This window comes from Pseudoduganella flava (assembly GCF_007830495.1).
Classification (GTDB): domain Bacteria; phylum Pseudomonadota; class Gammaproteobacteria; order Burkholderiales; family Burkholderiaceae_D; genus Rugamonas; species Rugamonas flava.
Window position 1 is genome coordinate 619,716 of the sequence record NZ_VLKW01000001.1, and the last position, 23,062, is coordinate 642,777.

At 67.7% G+C, this 23,062-nt stretch carries 21 protein-coding genes and 1 pseudogene; 7 read left to right on the forward strand and 15 right to left on the reverse strand.

All coding sequences use genetic code 11. The features are described 5' to 3' along the window. Positions 1 to 6: 6 nt before the first annotated feature. The 5 genes from IP92_RS02645 to gluQRS all read right to left on the reverse strand — a co-directional run bounded on the left by IP92_RS02645 (position 7) and on the right by gluQRS (position 4,164). Positions 7 to 786, reverse strand: a complete 780-nt coding sequence (locus tag IP92_RS02645) for an alpha/beta fold hydrolase (RefSeq protein ID WP_145872948.1) — start codon at positions 784 to 786, stop codon at positions 7 to 9. A 91-nt stretch (positions 787 to 877) separates the two neighbouring features. Next, a complete protein-coding gene (locus tag IP92_RS02650) occupies positions 878 to 1,624 on the reverse strand; it encodes a PEP-CTERM sorting domain-containing protein (RefSeq protein ID WP_145872949.1) in 747 nt (248 codons plus the stop codon). A gap of 296 nt (positions 1,625 to 1,920) precedes the next feature. Next, positions 1,921 to 2,328 (reverse strand): DUF4124 domain-containing protein, encoded by a 408-nt coding sequence (locus tag IP92_RS02655; RefSeq protein ID WP_145872950.1) that lies wholly within the window; start codon positions 2,326 to 2,328, stop codon positions 1,921 to 1,923. A gap of 106 nt (positions 2,329 to 2,434) precedes the next feature. Beyond that, positions 2,435 to 3,205 carry an OBAP family protein gene (locus tag IP92_RS02660; RefSeq protein WP_145872951.1) on the reverse strand — a complete coding sequence of 257 codons (771 nt, stop codon included), beginning with the start codon at positions 3,203 to 3,205 and terminating at the stop codon, positions 2,435 to 2,437. Positions 3,206 to 3,264: 59 nt separating this feature from the next. Continuing rightward, positions 3,265 to 4,164 carry a tRNA glutamyl-Q(34) synthetase GluQRS gene (gene gluQRS / locus IP92_RS02665; protein ID WP_145872952.1) on the reverse strand — a complete coding sequence of 300 codons (900 nt, stop codon included), beginning with the start codon at positions 4,162 to 4,164 and terminating at the stop codon, positions 3,265 to 3,267. Positions 4,165 to 4,291: 127 nt separating this feature from the next. Here gluQRS and IP92_RS02670 point away from each other — a divergent pair. Beyond that, positions 4,292 to 5,847 (forward strand): annotated as a pseudogene (locus IP92_RS02670) (M28 family peptidase). Between the two features lie 5 nt (positions 5,848 to 5,852). Here the strand turns inward: IP92_RS02670 and IP92_RS02675 are convergent. Genes IP92_RS02675 through IP92_RS02705 form a run of 7 tightly spaced genes read right to left on the reverse strand, consistent with a single transcriptional unit; the run spans position 5,853 to position 12,104 of the window. After that, on the reverse strand, positions 5,853 to 6,557 hold the full coding sequence (locus IP92_RS02675; RefSeq protein ID WP_145872953.1) for an FCD domain-containing protein: 705 nt from the start codon (positions 6,555 to 6,557) through the stop codon (positions 5,853 to 5,855). A 49-nt stretch (positions 6,558 to 6,606) separates the two neighbouring features. Beyond that, complete coding sequence (locus IP92_RS02680) at positions 6,607 to 7,200, reverse strand: SRPBCC family protein (RefSeq protein ID WP_145872954.1); 594 nt, start codon at positions 7,198 to 7,200, stop codon at positions 6,607 to 6,609. Then, on the reverse strand, positions 7,197 to 8,153 hold the full coding sequence (locus IP92_RS02685; protein WP_145872955.1) for an AraC family transcriptional regulator: 957 nt from the start codon (positions 8,151 to 8,153) through the stop codon (positions 7,197 to 7,199). The genes IP92_RS02680 and IP92_RS02685 overlap by 4 nt, the downstream gene beginning before the upstream one ends. Before the next feature lie 13 nt (positions 8,154 to 8,166). Then, the gene (locus IP92_RS02690; RefSeq protein ID WP_229418585.1) at positions 8,167 to 8,709 is read right to left on the reverse strand and encodes a DUF2059 domain-containing protein; all 543 of its coding nucleotides are present in this window, start codon (positions 8,707 to 8,709) and stop codon (positions 8,167 to 8,169) included. 8 nt (positions 8,710 to 8,717) lie between these two features. Next, positions 8,718 to 10,313 (reverse strand): OmpP1/FadL family transporter, encoded by a 1,596-nt coding sequence (locus tag IP92_RS02695; protein WP_145872956.1) that lies wholly within the window; start codon positions 10,311 to 10,313, stop codon positions 8,718 to 8,720. 1 nt (position 10,314) lies between these two features. After that, complete coding sequence (locus IP92_RS02700; protein WP_145872957.1) at positions 10,315 to 11,307, reverse strand: transporter; 993 nt, start codon at positions 11,305 to 11,307, stop codon at positions 10,315 to 10,317. Between the two features lie 29 nt (positions 11,308 to 11,336). Continuing rightward, the gene (locus IP92_RS02705; RefSeq protein WP_145872958.1) at positions 11,337 to 12,104 is read right to left on the reverse strand and encodes a C39 family peptidase; all 768 of its coding nucleotides are present in this window, start codon (positions 12,102 to 12,104) and stop codon (positions 11,337 to 11,339) included. 529 nt (positions 12,105 to 12,633) lie between these two features. Here IP92_RS02705 and IP92_RS02710 point away from each other — a divergent pair. The 4 genes from IP92_RS02710 (at position 12,634) to IP92_RS02725 (ending at position 15,487) form a co-directional block, all read left to right on the forward strand. Further along, positions 12,634 to 13,149 carry a DUF6160 family protein gene (locus IP92_RS02710; RefSeq protein ID WP_145872959.1) on the forward strand — a complete coding sequence of 172 codons (516 nt, stop codon included), beginning with the start codon at positions 12,634 to 12,636 and terminating at the stop codon, positions 13,147 to 13,149. Positions 13,150 to 13,359: 210 nt separating this feature from the next. After that, positions 13,360 to 14,169: a hypothetical protein gene (locus tag IP92_RS02715; RefSeq protein ID WP_145872960.1), complete on the forward strand. Its 810-nt coding sequence runs from the start codon at positions 13,360 to 13,362 to the stop codon at positions 14,167 to 14,169. Positions 14,170 to 14,180: 11 nt separating this feature from the next. Continuing rightward, positions 14,181 to 15,029 carry a hypothetical protein gene (locus tag IP92_RS02720; protein ID WP_229418586.1) on the forward strand — a complete coding sequence of 283 codons (849 nt, stop codon included), beginning with the start codon at positions 14,181 to 14,183 and terminating at the stop codon, positions 15,027 to 15,029. Then, positions 15,026 to 15,487, forward strand: coding sequence for a hypothetical protein (locus IP92_RS02725; protein ID WP_145872962.1), 462 nt, complete (start codon positions 15,026 to 15,028; stop codon positions 15,485 to 15,487). The genes IP92_RS02720 and IP92_RS02725 overlap by 4 nt, the downstream gene beginning before the upstream one ends. Before the next feature lie 18 nt (positions 15,488 to 15,505). Here the strand turns inward: IP92_RS02725 and IP92_RS02730 are convergent, their stop codons facing one another. The 3 genes from IP92_RS02730 to IP92_RS02740 all read right to left on the reverse strand — a co-directional run bounded on the left by IP92_RS02730 (position 15,506) and on the right by IP92_RS02740 (position 20,119). Beyond that, on the reverse strand, positions 15,506 to 16,657 hold the full coding sequence (locus tag IP92_RS02730) for an MFS transporter (RefSeq protein ID WP_145873298.1): 1,152 nt from the start codon (positions 16,655 to 16,657) through the stop codon (positions 15,506 to 15,508). 130 nt (positions 16,658 to 16,787) lie between these two features. Continuing rightward, on the reverse strand, positions 16,788 to 17,774 hold the full coding sequence (locus IP92_RS02735) for an LLM class flavin-dependent oxidoreductase (RefSeq protein WP_145873299.1): 987 nt from the start codon (positions 17,772 to 17,774) through the stop codon (positions 16,788 to 16,790). A gap of 89 nt (positions 17,775 to 17,863) precedes the next feature. Continuing rightward, positions 17,864 to 20,119, reverse strand: coding sequence for a hybrid sensor histidine kinase/response regulator (locus IP92_RS02740; RefSeq protein WP_158206811.1), 2,256 nt, complete (start codon positions 20,117 to 20,119; stop codon positions 17,864 to 17,866). A gap of 197 nt (positions 20,120 to 20,316) precedes the next feature. Here IP92_RS02740 and IP92_RS02745 point away from each other — a divergent pair, with 197 nt between their 5' ends. Continuing rightward, the gene (locus IP92_RS02745; protein ID WP_145872964.1) at positions 20,317 to 21,813 is read left to right on the forward strand and encodes a dipeptidase; all 1,497 of its coding nucleotides are present in this window, start codon (positions 20,317 to 20,319) and stop codon (positions 21,811 to 21,813) included. A 366-nt stretch (positions 21,814 to 22,179) separates the two neighbouring features. Continuing rightward, on the forward strand, positions 22,180 to 23,055 hold the full coding sequence (locus IP92_RS02750) for a TraB/GumN family protein (protein ID WP_229418587.1): 876 nt from the start codon (positions 22,180 to 22,182) through the stop codon (positions 23,053 to 23,055). Positions 23,056 to 23,062 lie beyond the last annotated feature (7 nt).

Sequence of the window (23,062 nt, forward strand, 5' to 3'; positions counted from 1 at the left end):
AATGGGTCAGGACTGCTGGGCAAGGAACGCGACGATTTCCCGGTTCACTTCGTCCGCGTGCGTGACGGGCGCCATGTGGCCACCCGGCGTCTGCGCGGCGGCGGCGCGCGGCAGCGCGTGCGCGAGGCGGCTCGCGACGGCATGGGTGGACGCCGGTCCCGCGCGGCCGGACAGCACCAGCGCGGGCACATCGATCGCCGTCATGTCGCGCAACGTGGCCGGCTCGCCGAGCAGCGCCACGAAGTCCAGCTTCACCTTCGCGACCTGCGCCGTGAAGCGCTCGCGCAGCTGCATCGGCAGCGCGTCGAACGCGCCGGGGCCGTTCCAGTAATCGATGAAGAGGCGCGTCGCTTCCTCGTCCGAGGAGGCGGCCTCGATGCGCGCGACCACGTCGCACACCTCGATGCGGCCCGGGTCCTCCGGGTCGAGCAGGTGGAATGCCACGGGTTCGAACACGGTGACGGAGCGGATGCGTTCGGGAATCGTGCGGGCCAGCCGCAGCGCCGTCGCGCCGCCATACGAGTGGCCGACGAGGTGGAACGTTTCGCCGTCGCGCAGCTGCTCCGCCAGCGCTGCCTGCACGGCGGCCACTTCGTGCTCCAGCGAGAAGCCGGCCTGCTGCGCCGGCGTGGGGAACGGCGCCTTGCCGTAGCCCAGCAGGTCCAGCGCGATGAAACGGAAGGCGGCGTCGTGCTCGGCCATCAAGGTGGCCCACTGGCTGCGTGAACTCATCGAACTATGCAGCAGCACGCAGGCGGGACGCACATCGTAGTCGGATTCGGTCATGGCTTTCTCGCGAGGGGAAAGCGGGCATTATAGCCATGGCTGAAGCCGGCACCGGAGTGCCGGCCGTGACAGTGGATGATCAGCGAATGGTTCAGTTACTGCGGCGGCTGCGGCGGCGCCGTGCCACGGCACCCAGCACGCCGAGACCGGCCATCAGCATCGCCGTTTCGCCCGGTTCGGGAACGGCGCTGACGGTGATGTTGTCGATGGCCACGTCGAACTGCGTGAAGCCGTACGCCCAGCCCGGCTTGAGCGTCGTGAACGCGATCTCGTCGACGCCGGCCAGCACGCTGGCGAACGTGCGGTCGGCGGGCAGCAGTGGCATGCCGGTCGCGTCCTCGGCGCCGTAACCGCCCCAGCCGGCGGGCAGCGCGCTGCCGGCCGTATTGCCGATCGTGACGGAGAAGTGTTGCCAGCCGCTGGCCGATGCATCGAGGGTGCCCAGCGTGTACCAGACGCTCGTGTAAGGCAGGCCATTGCTGGCGTTGTCGTAGTCGCGCAATTCCAGCACGAGGTCGCGCGTGACGTTCTGGCCGAAGTACGTGATTTCCTGCGCCAGCACGTCGATGCCGAACGTCACGGCAGACGTCGCCGTGTAGTCGCGCACGAAGTCGGTGTTCGTCTTGTTCGTGAAGCTGATGCCGAAGTTCTCGAGCACCGTCCGGTACGCCGGCGCGCCGTTGCCGAGGGAGGTATCGATGCCCGAGCCGCCGACACCGTTGGCCGGCTGCATGCCGGTCCAGCCTTGCGCGCCGGAAGAGAAGTCCGTCGTTGCCGCAGCGGCCGACCCTGCCGCGAACGAGAGTGCCAACACCAGACTAGCGTGCTTCATGTTCATGTGCGTTCCTTTGTGTGGTTGACGAATGCCGTACCGTTAAATTTTCATTAACGCGGCCATTCATTCTCGGCAGCCGTGCTACCAAGTGTCAAAGAGCGCACATGTATTTTTTGTAACAAAGTGCTCCCCGCCTATCGATGTGTCCGGCAGGGAAGCAGGTGGTGCGAACAAAGTGTGTGCCCGCTCGCGGCCGGCGCGCGGCGCACCGTGCGGCAGGTGGCCTGCTGGCCTCAGGGCGGTATGGACTTTGTTTGCTTGCGGCGCCGTCACTTGCGCGCCACAAGTTGCAAGCGACGTCAGTCGAGGCTGGCCTGGCGTACGGAAGCGGTCTTGTCTTCCAGTTCCAGCTTCAGCTTGGCGGCCTTCAACGTGGCCACGTCCACCTTCGGCGGCGTGCTGACGGGCGGTTTCTTCGCCCACTGGCCATGGTCGATTTCCTGCGGCGGCAGCGTGTAGTGTTCCTTGACGACAACGCGGCGCGGCGCCTCGACGGCGGGCAGGGTCGCCACGTACTCCGGCACGGCGGCCACGTTGGCGGCGGGCGCCGTATCGGCAGGCACGGACTCGACAACAGCGCAAGGCTTATCGGAGAGCATCGTGTTGCCGTTTGGATCCACGCACTTGTAGATCTGATCGTTGGCGAGCGCGCCCGATCCGGCCAACAGGGCCAGGCTGAGAGTGACGGGTAGGACTGAGCGTCGCATGGTTCACCTCCTGTTCAAACGATGGAGGCAGTGTGCGCGCCGACCGTTCGAAGGTCTGTTCGCCACCTCACGATAGTCCGGAGGACCAGTCCTACAACGCCGTCAGCTACTTCGCCGCCGAGTCCGTCACGCCCGGAATCGGCGTCGTCGGGCGGGCGAATTTGCCGTTCAGCGCATCGACGCCGGACTGCGGTTTGGCCAGCGCGCGCAGGTCCGCCCGGTCGCGCCGCTTGGCTGCCGTGTCGATGCCCAGCTGGCGGTCCCTTTTCTGGACCAGCCCAGGCATGGCCTCGCCGTCGCGGTTGAACGACCACGCCAGCTTCGCTTCGCCCAGCGGTAAGGCCTCGCCCGTGTGGCCTTCGTGGCCCGTGTTCCACGTGTGCCACGTCTTGCCGTAGCTGTTCATCTTGGTCTTCATCAGCGCCTTCTCCGCCACTTCGGGAATGCCCGGTGCGACCAGCTGGCCGCTGAGGATCTCGCCGTTGTGCGGGTGCCAGTACTTGCGCTCATCAGGCGGCAGCAGCTGGAACGCCTTTTCCGAAATGATGTACTCGATGCCGTTCATGTTCGCATCGGCCGTATTCCCGTCGAACAGGATGCACTGCGCGAAATCTTCGTTGCGCTGGTGGCAGTAGTGATGTGCTTCCATTTGAAGCTCCGGCGCATCCTTCATCGGATGAAAGCCGACCAGGTAGACGTCGAAGCCGCGCATCGGCGCGGCGCTCTGCAGCACTTTCGCGCCCGCTTCGAGTACTTGCGTCTGCGCGCTTTTCGGCGCGCCGGCCGGGCCCACCGACGGGGGCGAAGAATGCTGGGCCACGGCGGGCACGGACAGCGCGCCCGCGAGCGCGCCCAACGTTGCGATGATGTGTTTCATGGGACCTCCTTTCGGCCGCCATGCTACGCCCGCGTGGGATGGCGCGGCGCCCACTAGCGCTACATGGCGTCCCGCGCGCGCAGCAGGTTCGCCCATGCCGGCACGGCGTCACGCCAGAACGCGTCGATGGTATCGGCATGCACGTCGAGGCCGAGGAAGCGAGCGGCCGGAAGCAGGCTCGCCGTCAGCAGCGCGGCGGGCGGCGCGCCGTTGTCGAACGCGGCGCCCCCGGTCTGCTTGGACAGCTTCTCCCCGTCGGCATTGACGACGACGGGCACGTGCAGGTAGCGCGGGTGCGGCAGGCCAAGCAGCTCCTGCAGGTACAGCTGGCGCGGCGTGGAGTCGAGCAGGTCGGCGCCGCGCACGATGTCCGTGATGCCCTGCGCGGCATCGTCGACGACGACGGCCAGCTGGTAAGCCCAGAAGCCGTCGGCGCGGCGGATCACGAAGTCGCCCACCGCGGCGGTGATGTCCTGCTCCACATCGCCGTGCCAGCGGTCGTGGAAACCGATCACGCGGTGCGGTTCCTGCGGTGTGCGCAGCCGCAGCGCGCGCGGTGCCTTGCCCGGCGCGAGGCCGGCGCGGCACGTGCCCGGATAGACCAGCGTGGCATTCAGTACGAGCCCGAGGCGCGTCTGCGAATCGGCGATCTCCCGGCGCGAGCAGCCGCACGGGTAGATGTGCTGGGCCAGCTGCGCCAGCGCCGCTTCGTACAGGTGCTCGCGGCGCGTCTGCCACGTCACCTCGCCATCCCAGAGCATGCCGCAGCGCCGCAGCGAAGCGAGGATGTGTTCATCCGCGCCGGCCACGTTGCGGTCGCGGTCCAGGTCTTCGATGCGTACCAGCCACTGGCCGCCATGCACCTTCGCGTCCAGGTAGCTCGCCATCGCGGCGACGAGCGAGCCGAGGTGCAGGGGACCGGTGGGGGAGGGGGCGAAACGGCCGATGTACGAAGTCATACGGGGAAGTATACAATCCCCGCGCGGCCACCGCCGCCCATCGAACAAGGAGACCACTTTGCAGAAGAAACCCCTGTGCGCCCTGGCCATCAGCCTGGCGCTGGCGCTGCCGGCCCACGCGGCCGGCATGAAGAACCTGCCGCAAGTTGCCGAGGCACCGCTGCGCGCCCACCTCGCGTTCCTGTCCAGCGACCTGCTGGAAGGCGCGGCACCGGCCAGCGCGGCGGAGACCTGACGGTTGCCTACCTGGAGAACCAGGCATTGGCGCTGGGGCTGAAGCCCGCCAACGGCACCAGCTACCGCCAGCTCGTGAAGATCGCCGGCGTGAAGGCGCTGCCGGAAGCGAGCTCGCTGCACGTGGAGGCGAACGGCGCAGCGCTGCCGCTGGCATTCGGCAAGGACTGGGTATGGGGTGCCGGCGACGCGCAGGCCGAGCATGCGCTCGATGCGCCGCTGGTCTTCGTCGGCTACGGCATCGCCGCGCCGGAAGAGGGCTGGGACGACTTCAAGGGCCAGGACGTGAAGGGCAAGATCGTCGTGATGATGGTGAACGACCCGCAGCCGACGACGGACAGCTCCGAGCGGTTCGGCGGCAAGGCGCTGACCTACTACGGCCGCTGGACCTACAAGTTCGAAGAGGCGCAGCGCCGCGGCGCGGCCGGTGCGCTGCTGATCCACACGGATGCGTCGGCATCGTATGGCTGGAGCGTCATCCAGAACAGCTGGAGCGGCGTCGAACGCTTCCAGCTGGCGCAGGGCACGCCGGGTACGCCGATGCAGGGCTGGATCACGAACGATGCGGCGCTGGCGCTGTTCAAGGCGGCGGGCCAGGACCTCGATGCGCTGCGCACCGCGGCCGAGCGCAAGGACTTCACGCCGGTGGCGCTGAACGCGAAGCTGGCCGGCGCGATGAAGGCCGCCGTGCGTCCCGTCGAGCAGTACAACGTGGCCGGCATCGTGCCCGGCACGGACCCGAAGCTGAAGGATGAAGTGGTGATCTACAGCGCGCACTGGGACCACCTGGGCAAGCAGGGCGAAGGCAAGGACACGATCTTCAACGGCGCCGTCGACAACGCTTCCGGCACCGCAGCGCTGCTGGCCATGGCGCAGGCGGCCATGAAGTCGCCCGCGAAGCGCAGCCAGATGTTCCTGTGGGTCGCGGCCGAGGAGCAGGGCCTGCTGGGCAGCGCGGCCTATGCCAGCGATCCGCTCTGGCCGCTGGAGAAGACGGCGGCCAACCTGAACCTGGACAGCCTGAACTGGATCGGCACGGCGCGCGACGTCGGCACGCAGGGCAGCGAGCGCACGGATCTGGGCAAGATGGCCGAGGCCACCGCGCAGGCGATGCGGATGCGCCCGGCCGCGGCGAAGCCGGACCTGGGCGGCGGCTACTTCCGCAGCGACCACTTCAGCTTTGCGAAGGCGGGCGTGCCGGCGTTCTCGATCACCGCGGGCCGCGACTACGTGGGCAGCAAGGAGCAGCTGGAGAAGGCGGCCGCGCTGCAGAAGACCTATGCGGCGAAGTACCACCAGGTCAGCGACGAATATGACCCGGCGTGGGACCTGTCCGGCATGACGCAGCAGGCGCAGTTTACGCTGAACCTGGGGCGGATGGTGGCCGATGCGCCGAAGATGCCGCAGTGGCGCGCCGACGATCCGTTCGGCGCGGCGCGCAAGCGGTAATCCGGTCAGCCCTGGCGGCTGGCGCTGCGCGCCAGCGTCTCCCGAATGAACCCGATGTGCTGCCGCGCCGCTTCCCCGGCCGCCTCGTGCCGGCGCGTGCGTACCGCCTGCCACACGGCCGCGTGCTGTTCGCGCAGCTGCTGCCAAAGTTCCGGCCGGGCGTGCAGGGTTTCGAGGTTGGACTGCACGTGCCCTTGCAGCACCTTGTGCAGCGTGGCGGACAGGTGGCCGATCATCACGTTGTGTGACGCATCCGCGATCGCCTGGTGGAACGCCACGTCGGCGGCGATGCACGCTGCCAGGTCGTCGCCGTCGAACGCGGCCTGCAGCACGGTGAAGCACGCGCCGATGCGCGCCAGCTCATCGTCCGTCGCGCGCTGCGCCGCCAGCGCGGCCGCCTGCGCTTCGAGCATGTGCCGGAACTCCAGCACGTCGCCATGGTATTCCGGATGCTCGGCCAGCATCTGCTGCCATGGATCGACGAACGGCGCCTGCATGAATTCGGTAACGAACGTGCCGCCGCCATGGCGCGTGACGAGCATGCCCTTCGCGGCCAGCGCCTGCAGGCCCACGCGCAGCGACGGCCGCGAGACGCCCAGTTCCAGTGCGAGTTCGCGCTCGGCCGGCAAGCGGTCGCCCGCCTTCAACATCCCTTCCAGGATGCGCCGTTCCAGTTCGGCAGTAACGGCGTCGGACAGCCTTGCCTTCATCGTGTTCGTCCAGTGGTAAGACCACTATCGTAGCATGCTGCCCGCGCCATCAAGGGGCCTGCGCGGCGGCCCGCGTGCGTACTGCCTCGATCGTGCGCGGCAGGCTGCGCCGGCTCAGCGCGTCGACGATCCAGCCGAAGCCGAACGGCACCGGGCCCGGATCGGCATGCACGTGGTACAGCACCCGCGAACGGTCCGCATCGCCGGGCAGCGGCGTGAACAGCCAGTAGCCGCTCGTGTCGGCGATCGTGTCGGCGGTCGCCAGGTCCGCGCGCGGCACCAGCTGCCACGCGAGGCGGCACTGGCCCGCCTCGCTGTGCGGCTCCAGGCGCAGCCGGTAGCGCTTGACCTGGCCGAGCGGCAGGTCGAGCGTCATGTCCACCAGCACGTGGCCGTCGCCCGCACCGACCGGCACCGCGCTGCGCACGTTCGGCATGAACGCGGCGTAGCCGGCATAGTCCTGCACGACGCGGCACAGCGCGGCCACCGATGCGGCGGCGGTGGCGGTCGCCGTGTAGGCCTTGCCGGGCTGGCTTGCATCGGCCACGGCGACCACCGTGATCGCATCGTCCGTGGCGCCGTGTGCGGCCGCGCCGTACAACCACAGGCCACACAGCCAGCTCCGCGCGTGCTGGCAGTTCATGACTCGTCCTCGCGCGGATGAGCGATGCCGGCGGGCGTGGTGCCGAACCAGCGCTTGCAGGCTCTGTGGAACGCGCTCGGTTCCGAGAAGCCGAGCTGGAAGCTGGCTGCCTTCAGCGAACGGTCGCCCGCGGCCAGCATCTGCCGCGCCAGCTCGCGGCGCGTGTCGTCCACCAGCTGCGAAAAGCTCGTGCCTTCCTCGGCCAGACGCCGCTGCAAGGTGCGTTCGCTCATCATCAGCTGGGCCGCCACCGTATCGCGGTGCGGCGGCCCTTTCGGCAGCAGCGCCGCGACGATCTCCTGCACCCGCGCCTGGAACGACGGAGGCTGCGCGTGCGCCAGGCTGGCCAGCACGCGCCCCGCGTCGCCCTTGTGCGGCACGTTCGCCTCGGGCAGCGCGGCAACCAGGTCCGCGTCGGCGAATTCCATCACGTTGTGCTGCCGGCCGAAGTGCACGGGGCAGCCGAACGTCTCTTCGTAGTAGCGCGCGTTGGCGGGTTCCGGGAACGCGTATTCGACCTGCACGGGCGTCGCATCGTCGCGGCCGGCGGCGCAGCGCAGCGTGCGCAGCAGCACGCACCAGACGAAGTCGTAGCGCTGCACCGGCACGGGCCGCGCGGCGCCGGGCAGCACGAGGCCGACGCGGGTGTGGCCGTGGCAGCGCTCGATCGTGCTCTGCACGGTGGGCGAGACGAGCATCACGTGGCCCATCACGCCCAGCCAGCCGAGGCGGTGCGGCGTGGAGACCTTCAGGCCGATCAGCGGGTCGCCCGTCTGCCGCACCAGCAGTTCCCACAGGTGGCTGAGACGGTCGGACAGGGTCAGCGCGTCGCATGCCAGCCCGTCGTCTTCCGTCAGGCCGGCCTGCGCGAACAGCGCTTCGGCATCGAGGCCCGACTGGGCGAGGCGGGACTTCACGCCCCGCACCAAGTGCAGCGCGGAGGAATACGGCATCGCCACCGCAACCTCAGGGCGTCACCGCCGCGCGCAGCCGCAGGCCGATGCGCTCCTGCAGGTCCTTCAGCTTCGGGTCGATCACGGCACGCGTGTCGGCCGCGACGCTTTCGCCGAGCTTCTTCTGCAGTTCCGGCACCATCGCCTCGAACTTCTTCTTCACCGGGGATTCAAGGATGATCACGATCTGCTTCAATTCCTCTTCGGTGAAGCGCTCGGCCAGCAGCGGCGCGACCGTCGTCGGGATCAGCTTGTCGGCCGACGCGCGGGCGATCGGCGTGTTCTCGTCCATGAAGCGGCGCGCCTCGGCCACGATGTCCGTCAGCGCGGCATCGCGCTTTTCCGGCGTGGCGCGGCCCTGCAGCACGGCGCGGGCCTGCTGCACCGCGTCGCCGACGGGCGCCTGCAACATCGACTGGCCGATCGTATCGACCTGCCACAGTTGCAGCACGCGGTCGACGAGCGCCTTCTTCGCCGGCGGGATATCAGCTGCCTGCACGGCTGCCTGCACGGAATTGAACGCCAGCGCGGCGGCCAGCATGCACAATGTCTTCATCGTCTCTCCTAGTAGCGCTTGGTGTAGCTGAGGCCCACGTAGCGCACCTTCAGGTCGCCCGCCACGTCGTGCCCCGCATACGGGTTGTAGATCACGTTGAGGAACTTGTTGCAGTTCAGGTTGCAGTCGGTATTGGCCGGGGTGTCGAACTTGCCGGCCATGTACGACGCGGTGAGACTGATGTCGCTGTCCTTGCCGACCTTGTAGTTCAGGCCCACGCTGTACAGCTTCGTGTCCGGCAGCGGCGCGATGAGGTCGATGCGGTCGGCCGGGATGCTGCTCTTGCGCGGCTCGTAGCCGAAGCGCAGCGCCAGTTTCTCGGTCGGGAACAGCTGCACGCCGAAGCCGTAGTTGACGACGCTCCGGTAGCCGCGCGGGATCTTCAGCTTCGTCGAATCGGCAATGCCGTACAGCCGCGCCACTTCGAGCAGCTTGACGCTCTGGTCGAACTCGAACACCAGCATGTTCCAGTCGCTCCACCTGGCGATGCTGGCATCCACGTTCAGCTGCACCCAGCGCAGCGGCTTGAGCTTCATGCCCAGCTGCAGGTGGGCGGGGAACGGAATCGTGGCGGCCAGATTGCCTTTCTGGACTTCCGGGATCGATTGCGGCAGCCCGAGCACGGCGCCGGCGACGGGGCCCATCAGGCTGGCGTTCATGCCGGCGACGAAGTTGCGCAGCATCGGTTCCGTGTCGAAGCGGTAGGTGCCCGTGTAGCGGGTCTTCGCACCGCCCTGGTAGACGGCGCCCAGCGCGAACCACGGGCGCGGTTCCCACAGCACGCCCACGTTCACCGTCGGGTCGAACGGCGCCGTCATCTCGAGGCGCATCGCAGCGGCCTTCTTGAACGGGTTGACCATGCCTTCCTTGCCGCCGCCGCACACGCCGAAGCCGAACGTATCGATGATGTTGCCGCCGCTTTCCGGGCACCAGCCCTGTTGCAGCTTGCCGAACACGCCAAGCAGCTCGTTGGGAAAACGCATGTGCGTGTCGACGACGAACGCCGCGTGCGCGATCGGCACGGAGACGCCGAAGCGCAGCGTGTCCGAGTACTTCCAGCCGATCGACGGCGACGCGTAGACGAGCCGCTGCAGCTGGATCTGCCGGCCGTCGAAGCGGCCCGGGTCGTTCGGGTCCGTCGTGCGGTCGATCGAGATCGCCTGCGCCATGTAGCTGTTCGTCGCGAACGTGAACGGCGAGCCTGGCTTGTTGAAGGCCATGCCGAGGCCCGGAATGATCACGCCCGGCAGCCGCCAGCCCGGCATGCCGTAGATGGGGATGACCATCGCCTGCCGCACGGGGCCCGTGCGCATGCCGGCGATCGGATCGTCGGTCCAGCCGCCCACGTCGAAGTTCGGGCCTTTCGTGAACGCGGCGCCGGTGCGGATCGATGCGCCGAATGCGGAGTAGATTTCGCTGTCGCCCACCAGCCGCGCCAGGCCGGCCGGGTTGAAGTGGATCGAGTCGATGCCGGGCGGGTCGGCCGTCACGGCATTCCCCAGCGCCATCGCCGTCACGCTCGTCGTCAGGTTCTCGACGAGCGCGCCGTGCGCGCAGGTGGAGGCAAGGGCGGCGGCTGCCGCCAGCAGGCGGGCCTGGCGCATGTCAGAACGCCAGCGGCACGTTCATGCCGACCGACAGGTTCGGCGAGTCGGTCGTCAGGCCGATGCCGACCGACAGGTTGACGGTGGTCTTCGGCGACACCCGGTAACCGAGGCCCAGGCTGACGATGCCGGACGTCTGCGTGCTCGTCTTCACTTCCAGCCCGTCCTCGAAGCGCAGCTTCGCGCCGCCGGAGATCGCTTCCTGGAACGACAGCGTCGTCGAGATCCCGTACGACAGCGCGTACGCGAAGCCCACCCCGAACCCGAACGTGGTGCCGGGTTTTACGCGCGTCAGCACGCGCGTGCCGTTCACCTGATGCAGGCCGTTCGCGGCGGCGCTGGCCGTGAGGTTGACGGAGCCGAACAGCGCTACCGGGTCGACGATGCGGTTCACGTTCAGGCCCGCCGACAGCGCGGCCACGCCGCTGCCCGTCGCCTCGCCACTGCCGGCGATCACCTTGAACGGACTGCGCCCGCTCGGCAGCCGGAGGTTGCTCGTGACGGTGAAGTTGGGCCGGTCACGGCGCGCTTCGATCGGCTGCCAGCGGGCACCGATGCCGATGTCGCCGATCGAGTTGGACATGCCGCTGTGGCGCGTGGTGTCGGTGTACTTCGAGATCAGCGGCAGCGTCACGTTCGCGGTGAGGTTGTTGCGCACGCCGTAGTCGGCCGACAGCGTGTTCGTGACCGTGTGCGAATTGGTGTTCTCGATGTCGAACAGCGTCAGACCGTCCGCCGTGTAGTCGGTGACGATGCGCTCCTGGCCGATGTAGGTGTAGGTCAGGTCGTAGGTGAACTGCGACGTGCCCTGGCGGATCAGCGAATACTGCTTGTCGACTGCCGTCAGCGTTTCCTTCAGCAGTTCGCTCTGGTCGCCTTCGCCGTCCTTCTTCGCGAGCGCGTCGCGGGCCTGGTCGGTGGCGGTCTGCGCCGAGGCGCCGTGGGCGGCCAGCAGCGCGCAGGCCAGCAGCAGGGGCAAGGTGGTTCTCGTCATCGCGGTTTCCTTGTAGCGGGGTGGAGTCTTCAGCGGGAGTGCAGCCACGTGCCGGCGGCGCCGGAATTGATCGCCCGGTCCAGCAGCTGCGTGGCGTTGTTGAGGGCATCGAGCCGGCCCCGGTTGGTGACCCGGTCCATGTCGACGACACCCAGTTCCTGGTCCGCCAGCGCGAGCTGCGCGACGGCCTTGCCGCCCTGCGGCGGCGAGACGATGAACAGGGTGTTCTTGTCCCACAGGCGGGCGAACTCCGTGACGGAGAACACGATGTTGCCTGCGGAGGGATCGGCGATGTAGACGATGCCGTCGCGGATCCCGCGCAGCACGACGAAGTGCTTGGCACCCGCGTAGTCGATCGGCACGATCGCCGGCTCGGCCAGCTCGAGCAAGTCCTTCACTTCCGCGCGGTAGCCGGCGCCGACAACGCCCAGCGATGCCACGTAGCGCTTCATGTCGAGCAGCGAGAAGCCGCGGCGTTCGATGATCTTGTCCTTCTCGCCCTTTTCCAGCATGCCTTCCATCGCCTGCTGTTCCGTGACGGGGATGCCGAGGTGGTAGTTCAGGATCGTCACCAGCGCGGCCGAGCCGCAGCTGTAGTCGTACGCCTGGCGCACGATGTGGCGGTACTTCAGTTCCGAGAAAGGTTCCAGCGTCACGTCCTGGCTGTAGCTGCCGCCGCCCACCAGGGTTTGTGGAATCTCGAACGTGCCCTTCGGGCGCTCCTGCACGTCATGCCGCGACAGCATGCCGGCGCCGCCGATCGCGATCGCGAGCACGCCGATCAGCAGGGCCAGCATGGGCGCTCCGTGGGCGTGCAACGCGGGCGTGAGAAAACTGCGGGCAAAGCTTCGCCCAGGGGCTGCGCGCGCCCCGAATCGAGGGTTCCCATGACGTCTCCTGTTGATTATTCGAACGACCGTGCTTTATTTGAAGTCTCGGCGTCCTTGTTATTTTGTAATTTATTAACGCATGCTTTTTTGGCGCCCAGCAACGGGAAAAATTAGATGTGAAGCTCTAGGTTTTCGCGGAAGCTTTGTGCGCAGTTTGTGATAACGCGCGCAAGAGTGTGCTTTTTGCGTCATCTGCACGTTTCGTGTCTCCCTCTGGTGGCTCGCCAGGACACGTGTTTGGCTTCACCGGTCAGTCCGAAAGGCTGGACCCGCGGCAACAGGCGCTCCTATCATAAATTTAATTAATATTGAAAAAATATTAAGAACACCGCCGCGCCGGGCCGCCCAGGAAGCGGAGAGGCGGGGTGGACCGGGTTGGCGCATGCGCCGGCCGTTTGGAGGGAAGCCCATCAACCATAACGAAAGTGGAGATACCATGAAACGCATCAGCTTCGCAGTCGCAGCAGCCCTGTCCACGCTGGCGATGTCCGCCTCGGCGATGACCCCGATCAAGGACGCCGACCTGTCCACCGTGACAGGCCAGGACGGCGTGTCCATCGCCGCCAACCTGAACGTCAAGGTCGACTCGTTCGTCTACACCGACACGGACGCTGTCGATGCCGCGACGGGCCTGGGTGGCGGCTCCGTCAGCTTCAACGGCATTAAGGTCAACGGCCTGATCGCCGCCAGCATCGACATCCTGTCGAAGAACTCGTTCCTGCAGGCGGCCGGCGCGGCGGGCGTGACGAACCCGGGCACGTTCTACGACGCGGCCAACGGCGGCGACGTCGTGCAGATCGCCATTCCCGCCGACGTGCAGGTAGCGGCCGGCAAGCTGCTGAACGTGTCCGTCGACGCGATCAAGATGGGGCACAGCAATGCTTCGTATGGGTCGATGGCGATGAATCAGTTGGACCTCCGCGGTACCCAAGTATGGATCTGGGCGCATTGATGATGGCGTCCCGCTAGCCCTCGCTGATGACGTCCCGATAGACCTATTACGGAACGCCAGGAGGTGGTCTACGGTGCTCGTCGTACGTGAAGTACGACTGCGCGCCTCAACCACTCCTGACGTCCCTCATTACGGTCTATCGGGACGTCGAGACGTGCGTTGAGAAGCGGGGCTTTTCCGCCAACACAACTTGAGGCTGCACTTCAACTCATGAGACACGTGCTCCGTTTTGCGGCCGCTTTGCCGGCCGTGTTTTTTGCGGCGTCGGCGGTGGCGCAGATGCGGCCGTTGACGGATGACGAGATGTCGCGCTCGCGCGGGCAGGGGCTGATTGCGGTCAGTAACAGCCGGCTCGGGGACTTCGATTTCACGCGCGTGGCGCTCGATGCGGATGTGACGTTGTCGGCCAATCTGCGCCACCTGCGGCTGGGCGATTATCGCTATGCGCCGCGCGAGGGGCTGGGGGCAGACATCGACATGGCGCTGCTGCAGTTCGGGCGCAGCGATGGCACGCAGGCGCAGCGCACCGTGCAGATCGCGAACCCTTATTTTGAATTCGTCTACCGCGCCACCGGCGATGCGGCCGTGCCGCGCGAGGTGATCGGCATGCGCTTCGGCTTCGACAGCATCCGCGGCGACGTCGGGTTGAAGATCAACAGCCTGTCCGGCTCGATGCTGGTATCGGGCACCGCGGCCGACGGCAGCGCCGTGACGCTCGATACGCGCACCGATGCGCTGGGCGGCAAGCGCTGGGATGGCGCGTGCGCCGCGCCCTGCCTGTCGCTGGCGCAGCTGGGCGGCGTGCGGGCCGGCGATGCGGCCGGCGCGAGCCGCGATTTCTGGATCTCCGTGCTGAAGACGGGCGTGCAGTTCCAGGCGCCCGCCGGCACGTCGCAATTGCCCGACGTGGCGCAGGCCGGCATCTGGCTGAACTGGCGCGACAGGCTCACGGCGCTGTCCACCAATGGCGTGACGCCGCCGAACGTGGCGCCTGCCGTGGCACCGGTGGCGGGGCGGTGATGGGGGCGCGAATGTGGGCAGTCTCCTCCGCGCTGCTGGCAGTCGCTTGCGCGGTGCACGCGGCGCCCGGTCAGCCGCTCGGCGATGAAGCGCTAGCGGCCGTGCGGGGCGGCGATGGCGTCAGCTTCGACTTGTCCGGCTTCTCGATGAACGGCGATGCGCGCATCACGTACCGGCCGCAAAGCGATCGGGCGTTCTGGATCGGCAACCTGTCCGCCGCGCGCAGCGATGGTGCCGTGCCGTTCGCCGATCCGTACCGGCTCGACATCACCTCCGGCCCGGCCGGCCTGGCGGACATCGTCGGCTTCGCGTTTCCCGCCAATGCGGACAGTGCGCAGCGCTGGCAGTTCGCGTACGACTGGGGCGTCGACGCGGACGGCATCGCCCGCGACGGCGGCAGTATCGTGCTGCGCGACCTTGTGTTCCAGGGCGGCGGCTGGCAGTTCTCGACGCCGCGCCTCGAAGACGGCGTCGCGTTCGGGCTCGGGTTGAACCTGCGGATCGGCGAGCTGGCGCTGCGGCCCAACGGGCGCACCAGCAGGGATGGACAGATGGCATGGCAGGGCGTACGCATCGGCGCGGTCGACGAGACCGGCGCGTTCACCGGTGCGCCGTGGGCGATCGCGGACGTGGCGACGCAGCCGGCCGTCATCAACGCGCTGGCCGACGAGAACGGCCCGCATCTTCACATCGGCATCGGCTGGCCCGACCGGCAGTACGGCAGCGGCACCGCGCCGGCCGGCGGCTTGCAGGTCGACCATATCTCGTTCACGAATCCCGGCGGCGGCACGACGGACCTGGGTTCGTCGCGTATCGGATCGGTCCAGATCCAGTATCTCGATATCAGGTTCCGGCCATGAAGGGAGCCTTCTGGGTGCTGGCATTCTGCGCCGCGCCGCTGCACGCGGCACCGCCGCAACCGTTGGACGACGCGCAGCTCGCGCAGGTGGGCGGCCGCGACGGCATCAGCTTCGCGGCCCACGTCGTCATCAACGATCCCGCGCTGGTCGGCGCCGTCAGCGACAGCCGCCTGTCGCTCGGCTTCGCCGACACGAACGGCCAGTCGCGCTACCTCGTGCTGCGCAACGTGCGCGGCGTGATCGACATGTCGACGATCGCCATCGACGTACACGCCCGCGCGGACGGCGGCGACTACGTGGCGCTGACGCTGCCGGGCACGGTGAAGTTCACGCACTTCGGCTTCGAATCGATGAGCGTGCAAAACGACCCACTGGCCCCCGTCACGCGCAGCATGGGCGGCCTGGACATCGACGGCACCGTCAATCTGACGGGACAGCTGCGGTTGTGGGCGCATTGATGCTCAACCATTGGCAGCTCACTGCGACCGGCGGCTCTCCGTCACAAACACCAGGAGCCCGGCAGCCGGGAACGACAGCCCCGCGACGAGCACGCCCTGCCAGCCGTGGTGCGCGTAAGTCCAGCCGCCCAGCGACGAACCCAGCGCGCCGCCGAGGAAGAAGATCGACATGTACAAGCCGTTCAGGCGCGAGCGGACGTCCGCGCCCAGCGCGTAGATCGCGCGCTGGCCCGTGACGAGGTTGGCGGAGACGGCGGCGTCCAGCCCGATCGCCACCGCCACCAGCAAGCCCACCTCGAACGTGCGGCTGCCGTGCAGCAGCAGCGGAGCGGCCAACGATGCGACGGCGCCCAGCAAGGCGATCAGGGTCGTCGAGCGTGACTTGCCCTGGTCGGCGCGGCGGCCGGCGATCGGCGATGCGATCGCGCCTGCCACGCCGGCCAGCGCGAACAGCGCGATGCCCGTCTGCGTCAGGCCGTACGCGTTCGTGAGAATCAGCGGCACCGTCGTCCAGAACAGGCTGAAGGACCCGAACATGCAGAACTGGTAGGCGGCGCGGCGGCGCAGGATCGGCGTCGTCTTCAACAGGTGCCACATCGAACCGAGCAACGCGGCATACGTGCTGGTGTGGTCCGGTTCGCGCAGCGGCAGCAGGCGGCGCAGCACCAGGGCCAGCGCGGCAGTCGCGAGCGCGGACAGCACGAAGATCGCATGCCAGTTCAGCGCGTCCGTGACGATGCTCGATACGGGGCGCGCCAGCATGATCCCCAGCAGCAGGCCGCTGACGACGGTGCCCACCGTTTGGCCGCGCGTCTCCGGCTTCGCCAGGTGGGCGGCGAACGGCACGATGATCTGTGCCGCCACGGAACCGAGGCCGATACAGAACATCGCGGCGAGGAACAGCGGGGCGCTCGTGCTGAACGCAGCCACGGCCAGCGCGCACGCGGTGCCCGCCAGCGCGGTGACGATCAGCCGGCGATTTTCCACCAGGTCGCCCAGCGGCACGATGAACAGCATGCCGAGGCAGTAGCCCATCTGCGTCAACGTGACGATCAGGCCCGCCGCGCCGGCATCGAGCCCGGTGGCACGGCTGATCGGCCCGACCAGCGGTTGCGCGTAGTAGAGATTGGCGACGATCAGGCCGGTGGCGGTTGCCATCAGCCACACCATCGCGGCGGAGATGTCTTGTTGATGCTGCTGTTGCTGCTGTTGTTGCACGCCGTGCTCCTGTTACTGCGGGGCCGATATTGTAGGCAATATCGCCACGGCGTGCTGGGCAGCGATTTTTTCGATTTGTCCGCTACAGGCGCGCGTGCACGTCCGCCAGGATTTCGTAGGAGCGCAGGCGGGCGCTGTGCTCGTGGATCTGCGACGTGATCATCAACTCGTCCGGCTGCGTGCTGGCGATGAAGCTCTTCATCTGCGCAGCCACGCTGTCCGGCGCGCCGATCGCGGAGCACGACAGCACCGAGTCCAGCATCGCATTTTCCTGCGGCCCCAGCGTCGCACGGTAATCCTTCAGCGGCGGCGGCAGCTTCGACGGACGGCCCGTGCGCAGGTTGACGAATGCCTGCTGCATCGACGTTGCGCGCCACTGCGCCTCGTCGTCCGTGTCGGCCGCGAACACGTTATAGCCCAGCATGACGTATGGCTTGTCCAGCTGCGCGGACGGCTTGAAGTTGTTCCGGTACAGCGTCACCGCCTGCATCATCATCTGCGGCGCGAAGTGCGAAGCGAACGCGAACGGCAGGCCGAGGTGCGCGGCCAGCTGCGCGCCGAACAGGCTTGAACCGAGGATCCACAGCGGCACTTTGGCGCCCTGGCCGGGCACGGCCAGCACGCGCTGGCGCGGCGTATCGCTCATGTAGTCCTGCAGTTCCAGCACGTCCTGCGGGAATTCGTCGGCGTCCGAACCCAGGTTGCGGCGCAGCGCGCGCGCCGTCGTCTGGTCCGAGCCGGGCGCGCGGCCCAGGCCCAGGTCGATCCGGCCAGGGAACAGCGCTTCGAGCGTGCCGAATTGTTCGGCGATCACCAGCGGCGAATGGTTCGGCAGCATGATGCCGCCGGCGCCGACGCGGATCGTCTTCGTGCCGCCGGCCACGTGGGCGATGACGACGGAGGTCGCCGCGCTGGCGATGCCGGGCATGCCGTGGTGCTCGGCGAGCCAGTAGCGCTGGTAGCCCCAGCGTTCCGCGTGCTGCGCCAGGTCCAGCGTGTTACGCAGCGACTGGCCGGCATCGCTGCCTTCGGCGATCGGGGAGAGGTCAAGTATCGAAAATGGAATCATCGTGTGCATGTCGGGCCGATGCGTCGCGTTCGCAAGCATGGCCCTGCCTTTCGTAGGGATATACGCTCCGGCACGCTCTAGGGGTGCCGCTAAGCCAAGTGCATTGTGGCACGGCCCGCGCGTTCCTGCAGGAGACCGCGCAACTGGGCCGGTTGCAGCGGCTTCACGACGTGGCGGTCGAAGCCCGCCGCCAGTGAGCGTTGCTGGTCCTTGTCCTGGCCCCAGCCGGTGACGGCCACCAGCATGCAGCCGCGGTGGCGCGGCTCGGCGCGCAGCCGCCGCGCCAGTTCGTAGCCGTCCATCCGCGGCATGCCGATGTCGAGGAAGGCGATGTGCGGCTCGAACGTCTCGGCGCTGCGCAGTGCCGAGAGGCCGTCGTAGCACACGTTCACCGTCTGGCCCGCCGCGATCAGCAAGGTGCGCAGCGTGTTCGCGTGATCGATGTTGTCGTCGGCGACGAGCACGCGCAGCGCCGGCAGCGGTACGCCGCCTTCGTCGTCCGCCGGCGGCGCGCTGACTTCGTCCGTTGCCACCGGCAGCTCGAGCGCGAACGTGCTGCCGAGCCCTTTGCCGGGGCTCGTCGCCGTCAGCGTGCCGCCATGCAGTTCGACGAGGCGGCGCGCCAGCGACAGGCCGATGCCCAGCCCTGCCTGCGTGCGGCCCAGCGAGCGGTCGGCCTGGAAGAAGATGTCGAATACGTGCGGCAGCACGTCGGCCGCGATGCCGATGCCGTTGTCGCTGATTTCGATGCGCACCTTGTCGTGCAGCCGCACCGCATGCAGCGCGATGCGCCCGCCGTTCGGCGTGTACTTCGCCGCGTTGTTGAGCAGGTTCGAGAACACCTGCGCCAGCCGGGTGGCGTCGCCGCGCAGCGCGGTCGGTTCGTCAGGCACGTGCACCGCCAGCGCATGGCGGCGCTGCGCGATCAGCGGCCCGGCCGTCTCCAGCGAATGCGTGACGACGTCCTGCAGCACGATGCGGTCGTCGCGGATGCCCAGCTTGCCGGTGGTGATGCGCGACACGTCGAGCAGGTCGTCGACGAGGCGCACCATCTGCTTCAGCTGGCGCTCGATGATGTCCAATACGTTCGGCGGCGGTGCGGCGCCGGGCCCGCCCAGGCGCATGATCTCCAGCGCGTTGACCAGCGGCGCCATCGGGTTGCGTAGTTCGTGCGCCAGCGTGGCCAGGAATTCGTCCTTGCGCAGGTCCGCTTCCTGCAGCGCTTCCTGGGCCGCGCGGCGTTCCAGCAATTCCTTGTCGGCGCGGCCGCGCGCTTCGTCGAGTGCGGCGGCCGCACGCACCAGCGAGTCGGCCACCTGCTGCGCTTCGCGAAAGTCGACGATCGCGGGCTTCACCGGCTGCCCCATGCCGAGCGCGTTGGCCGGCGAGATCAGCGCCTGCACCGAGTGGGCGATGCGGCCGCCCACCAGCCACGCCATACCAAGGCCCAGCGCGAGGATGACAACGGTGGCGATGATCAGCGACTCGAGCGTGCGCAGCAGCCCGGCCGTCAGGTCCTGGTGCGGCACACCCAGCGTCACGCTCCAGCCGGAACGCGCCGAGCGGCTGTACAGCACCACCACGCTCCTGCCGTCCACCGTCGTACCGTCGAACGTGTCCTCGGGCTGCCGGTGCATCCGTTGCACGACCTCCGCCGCCGGCCGCGTGCCCAGATGGCGGTCGATGTCGACATTGCGGGCCACGATGCGCAGGTCGCCGTCGAGGATCGCGGCGCGCCAGCTGTTCGGGATCTTCTGCTCCGTCAGGATGCCGCCCAGCGCGGCCGGCAGCACCTGTGCCGCCAGCACGTAGCGCACGACGCCGTCGCGCACCACGGGAATGGCGACGGTGATCGTGGCGTTGCCGCCCACGCCGCGCGTCATGCCGGTGACGGCGGGCTGCGTGCGCAACGTCACGTCGTGCAGCAGCTTCTCGTCGCCCGGTTCGGCCGGCAGCGGATCGCGCACGGTGTTCATCAGCTGGCGCCGGGTGGCGGCGTCGTACAGGATTACTTCAGTGATCGGCAGGATCGCATGCAGGTCGGCGGCCTGGCGGCGGAATTCGGCGAGGTCGGCGTCGCCGATATCGTCGGACGTGGCCAGCGTGCGCAGCGCCGTCACGATCGTCTCGAAATCGCGGTCCACGACGGACACCATCGAGCGTGCCGTCGCCATCGCCTCGCCCAGCAGGCTGGCGCGTTCGACGCGGTAGTGGTCGTAGATCAGGAAGGCGGACACGATCGCCGCCGGCAGCACGCAACTGAGCACGAGCAGCGCCAGGCGGAAGCGGATGGTGGGCAGCCGCGGATGGACGTGGACGGGCGGCTGGCTGGAGCTGGTCTGCACGACGGGTCGCTGTAACGCTCGGTTGGGATTCGGGGTGGGATTCGATGTAAACTGGTTAATTGTTGTGCACGTTACCATAGCTTGCGTGCGATGGCAGCAGGAAGCGGTGGGAAATCCCGGCGCCGGCGCGCACCTGTTGCGTGCTTCGCGCAATGCCCCTCCGCGCCGGCCATCGCGCCGCCACCGACAGGATCCTCATGCTGAAAAAACTCGCCCTGCTGACCGTCACGCCGCTGCTGTTCGCGGCCGCCCATGCCACCCCGAGCGATGCCGCCCTTGCGGCCGCCCGCCATGCCCGCGGCGCCTACCAGGACCAGGTCGTCGACACGCTGGCGCGCATGGTGGCCATCAACACCGTTGCCGATCCGGCCGTGCCGTGCGAACGCAATGCGCAGCACATCGCGTTCAAGCAGCTGCTGCGCGACGAGGCGCAGCGCCTCGGCTTCGACTTCGACGATGCGGGCTGCGTCGTCGTGATCGGCTACGGCAAAGGCACGGAGCGCGTCGGCGTCGTCACCCATGGCGACGTGCAGCCGGTCGATCCGTCCAAGTGGCGGCGCTCGCCGTTCACATTGGACAGCACCAGCGAGCCGGGGCTGCTGCTGGGCCGCGGCACCGAGGACGACAAGGGGCCGATCGCCACGGCGCTGTATGCGATGAAGGCGATCAGCGACCGCAAGGTGGCGCTGAACAAACGCATCGAGCTGTACGTCTACATGGCCGAGGAGTCGGACTGGGCGCCGCTGGAAGCGTTCCTGAAGACGCATACGCCGCCGCAGCTGTCGATCACGCTGGACGCGGAATACCCGGTGGTGACGGCGGAGAAGGGCTGGGGCCTCGTCACGGTGACGATGCCCGCGCAACCGGCGGCCGGGCAGGGCGGCCCCGTGCTCGCGTCGTTCACGGGCGGCTTCTTCAACAGCCAGATTCCCGAGGATGCGCAAGCGGTGATCGACCGCGCGCCGCCGGCGCTGGAAGAGCGCATCCGCGCCCGCGCCGCCGGCCAGAAAGGCATGCGCTACGCATTCGCGCGCACGGGCGAACGGTTGACGATCAAGGCGAAGGGCGTGTCGGCGCACTCGTCGAAACCGGAAGATGGCGTCAACGCGATAGCCATGCTGGCCGACGCGCTGAGCGTGCAGCCCTGGCAGGGCACCAGCGCCGCGGCGATGGTCAGCTTCGTCAACGACCTGCTGGGTACGGGGCTGTACGGCGAGAAGTTCGGCGGCGCCGCCTACCGCGATGCGTTCATGGGCCCGATGACGGTCGCCCCTGTCGTGCTGAAGCCGGGCGACAAGGGCCTGGCGCTGGCGATCAATCTGCGCCGCCCGCGCGGCAAGACGGGCGCCCAGCTGGAGCGCGAATTCCGCACGGCGTTCGACGGCTGGAAGGCCGGGCATGCGCCCGGCGCGACGTTGGCGGCCGAGATCGGCGAACCATGGCTGCGCGAGGATGCGCCGCAGGTGCCGGTGCTGCTGGACGTGTTCTCGCACTACACCGGCGTCAAGCACGCCAAGCCTGTGGCGATCGGCGGCGGCACCAATTCGCGGCTGTTCGCGAACGCCGTCAGCTTCGGCCCCGGCATGCCGGGCGCCGTCTACACGGGCCACTCGGAGCACGAGTACATCAGCCGCAAACAGCTGCTGCTCAACCTGGAAATGTACACGGCGGTACTGGTCGAATTGGCGAAATGAATAAAGACAATTAAATATCGCCGGCCGTTGATATTAATGCCAGCACCGATGTCAAAACGGGAAGATTAATATCTCGGCATTGCTCTGGCCAGTTTGCAAACACATTGTTGTTTAAACTGGTCAAAGCCCCGTTAATTCTCTGCGCACGCCAGAAATTTATTTCCTCAGCGGGCAAATTCCTTTACCATCGGCAATAAGGTCGCGGTGTCATGCGGCCTCCAGCCCATGCCCGGCTGCTCTGCGGGCATTCATGTTCCATATCTGGATTCGTACCGCTTTGAATAAAGGCGGTCGGGGATTTGCATGCTGCGTTATTTGCCTGTCATTTTTGCCTTATTAATTTCCTGGTCGGCCAACAGTATGGAAATGAGCGTCCCAACCGCGGTGACGGCCGCGGAGCCTACGCAGGCGCAGCCCGTACCCCGGCGCGGCGCACTGTACCGCGTGCGGCATGAAGGCCGCACCAGCTATCTGTTCGGCACGATCCACGTCGGCAAGCAGGGGTTCTTCCCGCTGGAGCCGGAAGTGACGCGCGCCCTGGCGGACTCCAGCTCCCTCGTGCTGGAACTCGACACGCGTGCGTACGAGCCGTTCCAGCAGGCATTGACGAAGTACGGCACCTATCCCGCCGGCGAATCGATCACCCGCCACCTGACCCCGGCCGCGCTGGCCAAGCTGGAGCGTGCGCTGGCGAAGGCGAATATTTCGCTGCGCAGCGTCGAGAATTACCGGCCGTGGCTGGTGGCGAACATCCTTGTTGGCACCGAGATCGAGAAGCACGGCTACCACCGCAGCAACGGCGTGGAAGGCTACCTGCTGACGGCCGCGATGCAGCAGAAAAAGCCGGTACGCGAACTGGAGACGGCCGACTTCCAGCTGAGCCTGTTCGCGTCGCTGGACGACCGCCAGCAGGAGCAATACCTGCTGGAGAACCTGGACGAGCTAGAGAACGGCAAGGCCGTGCGCAAGTCGGCCGGCCTGATCGACGCCTGGAGCAATGCGGATGCCGGCCAGATCGCGGCGCTCGCAAGGGAACTCACCAGCGGCGACACCGTGTCCGCCACCTTCATGGACCGCACGCTGCTGCGCAAGCGCAACCCTGCGATGACGGCGCACATCGAAGCCATCATGCGCACCGACAAGGTCGCATTTGTCGGCATCGGCCTGCTGCACCTCGTCGGTAGCGACAGCATTCCCGAATTGCTGCGCCGGCGCGGCTACGACGTCGAGCAGATGTACTGACCCGGCC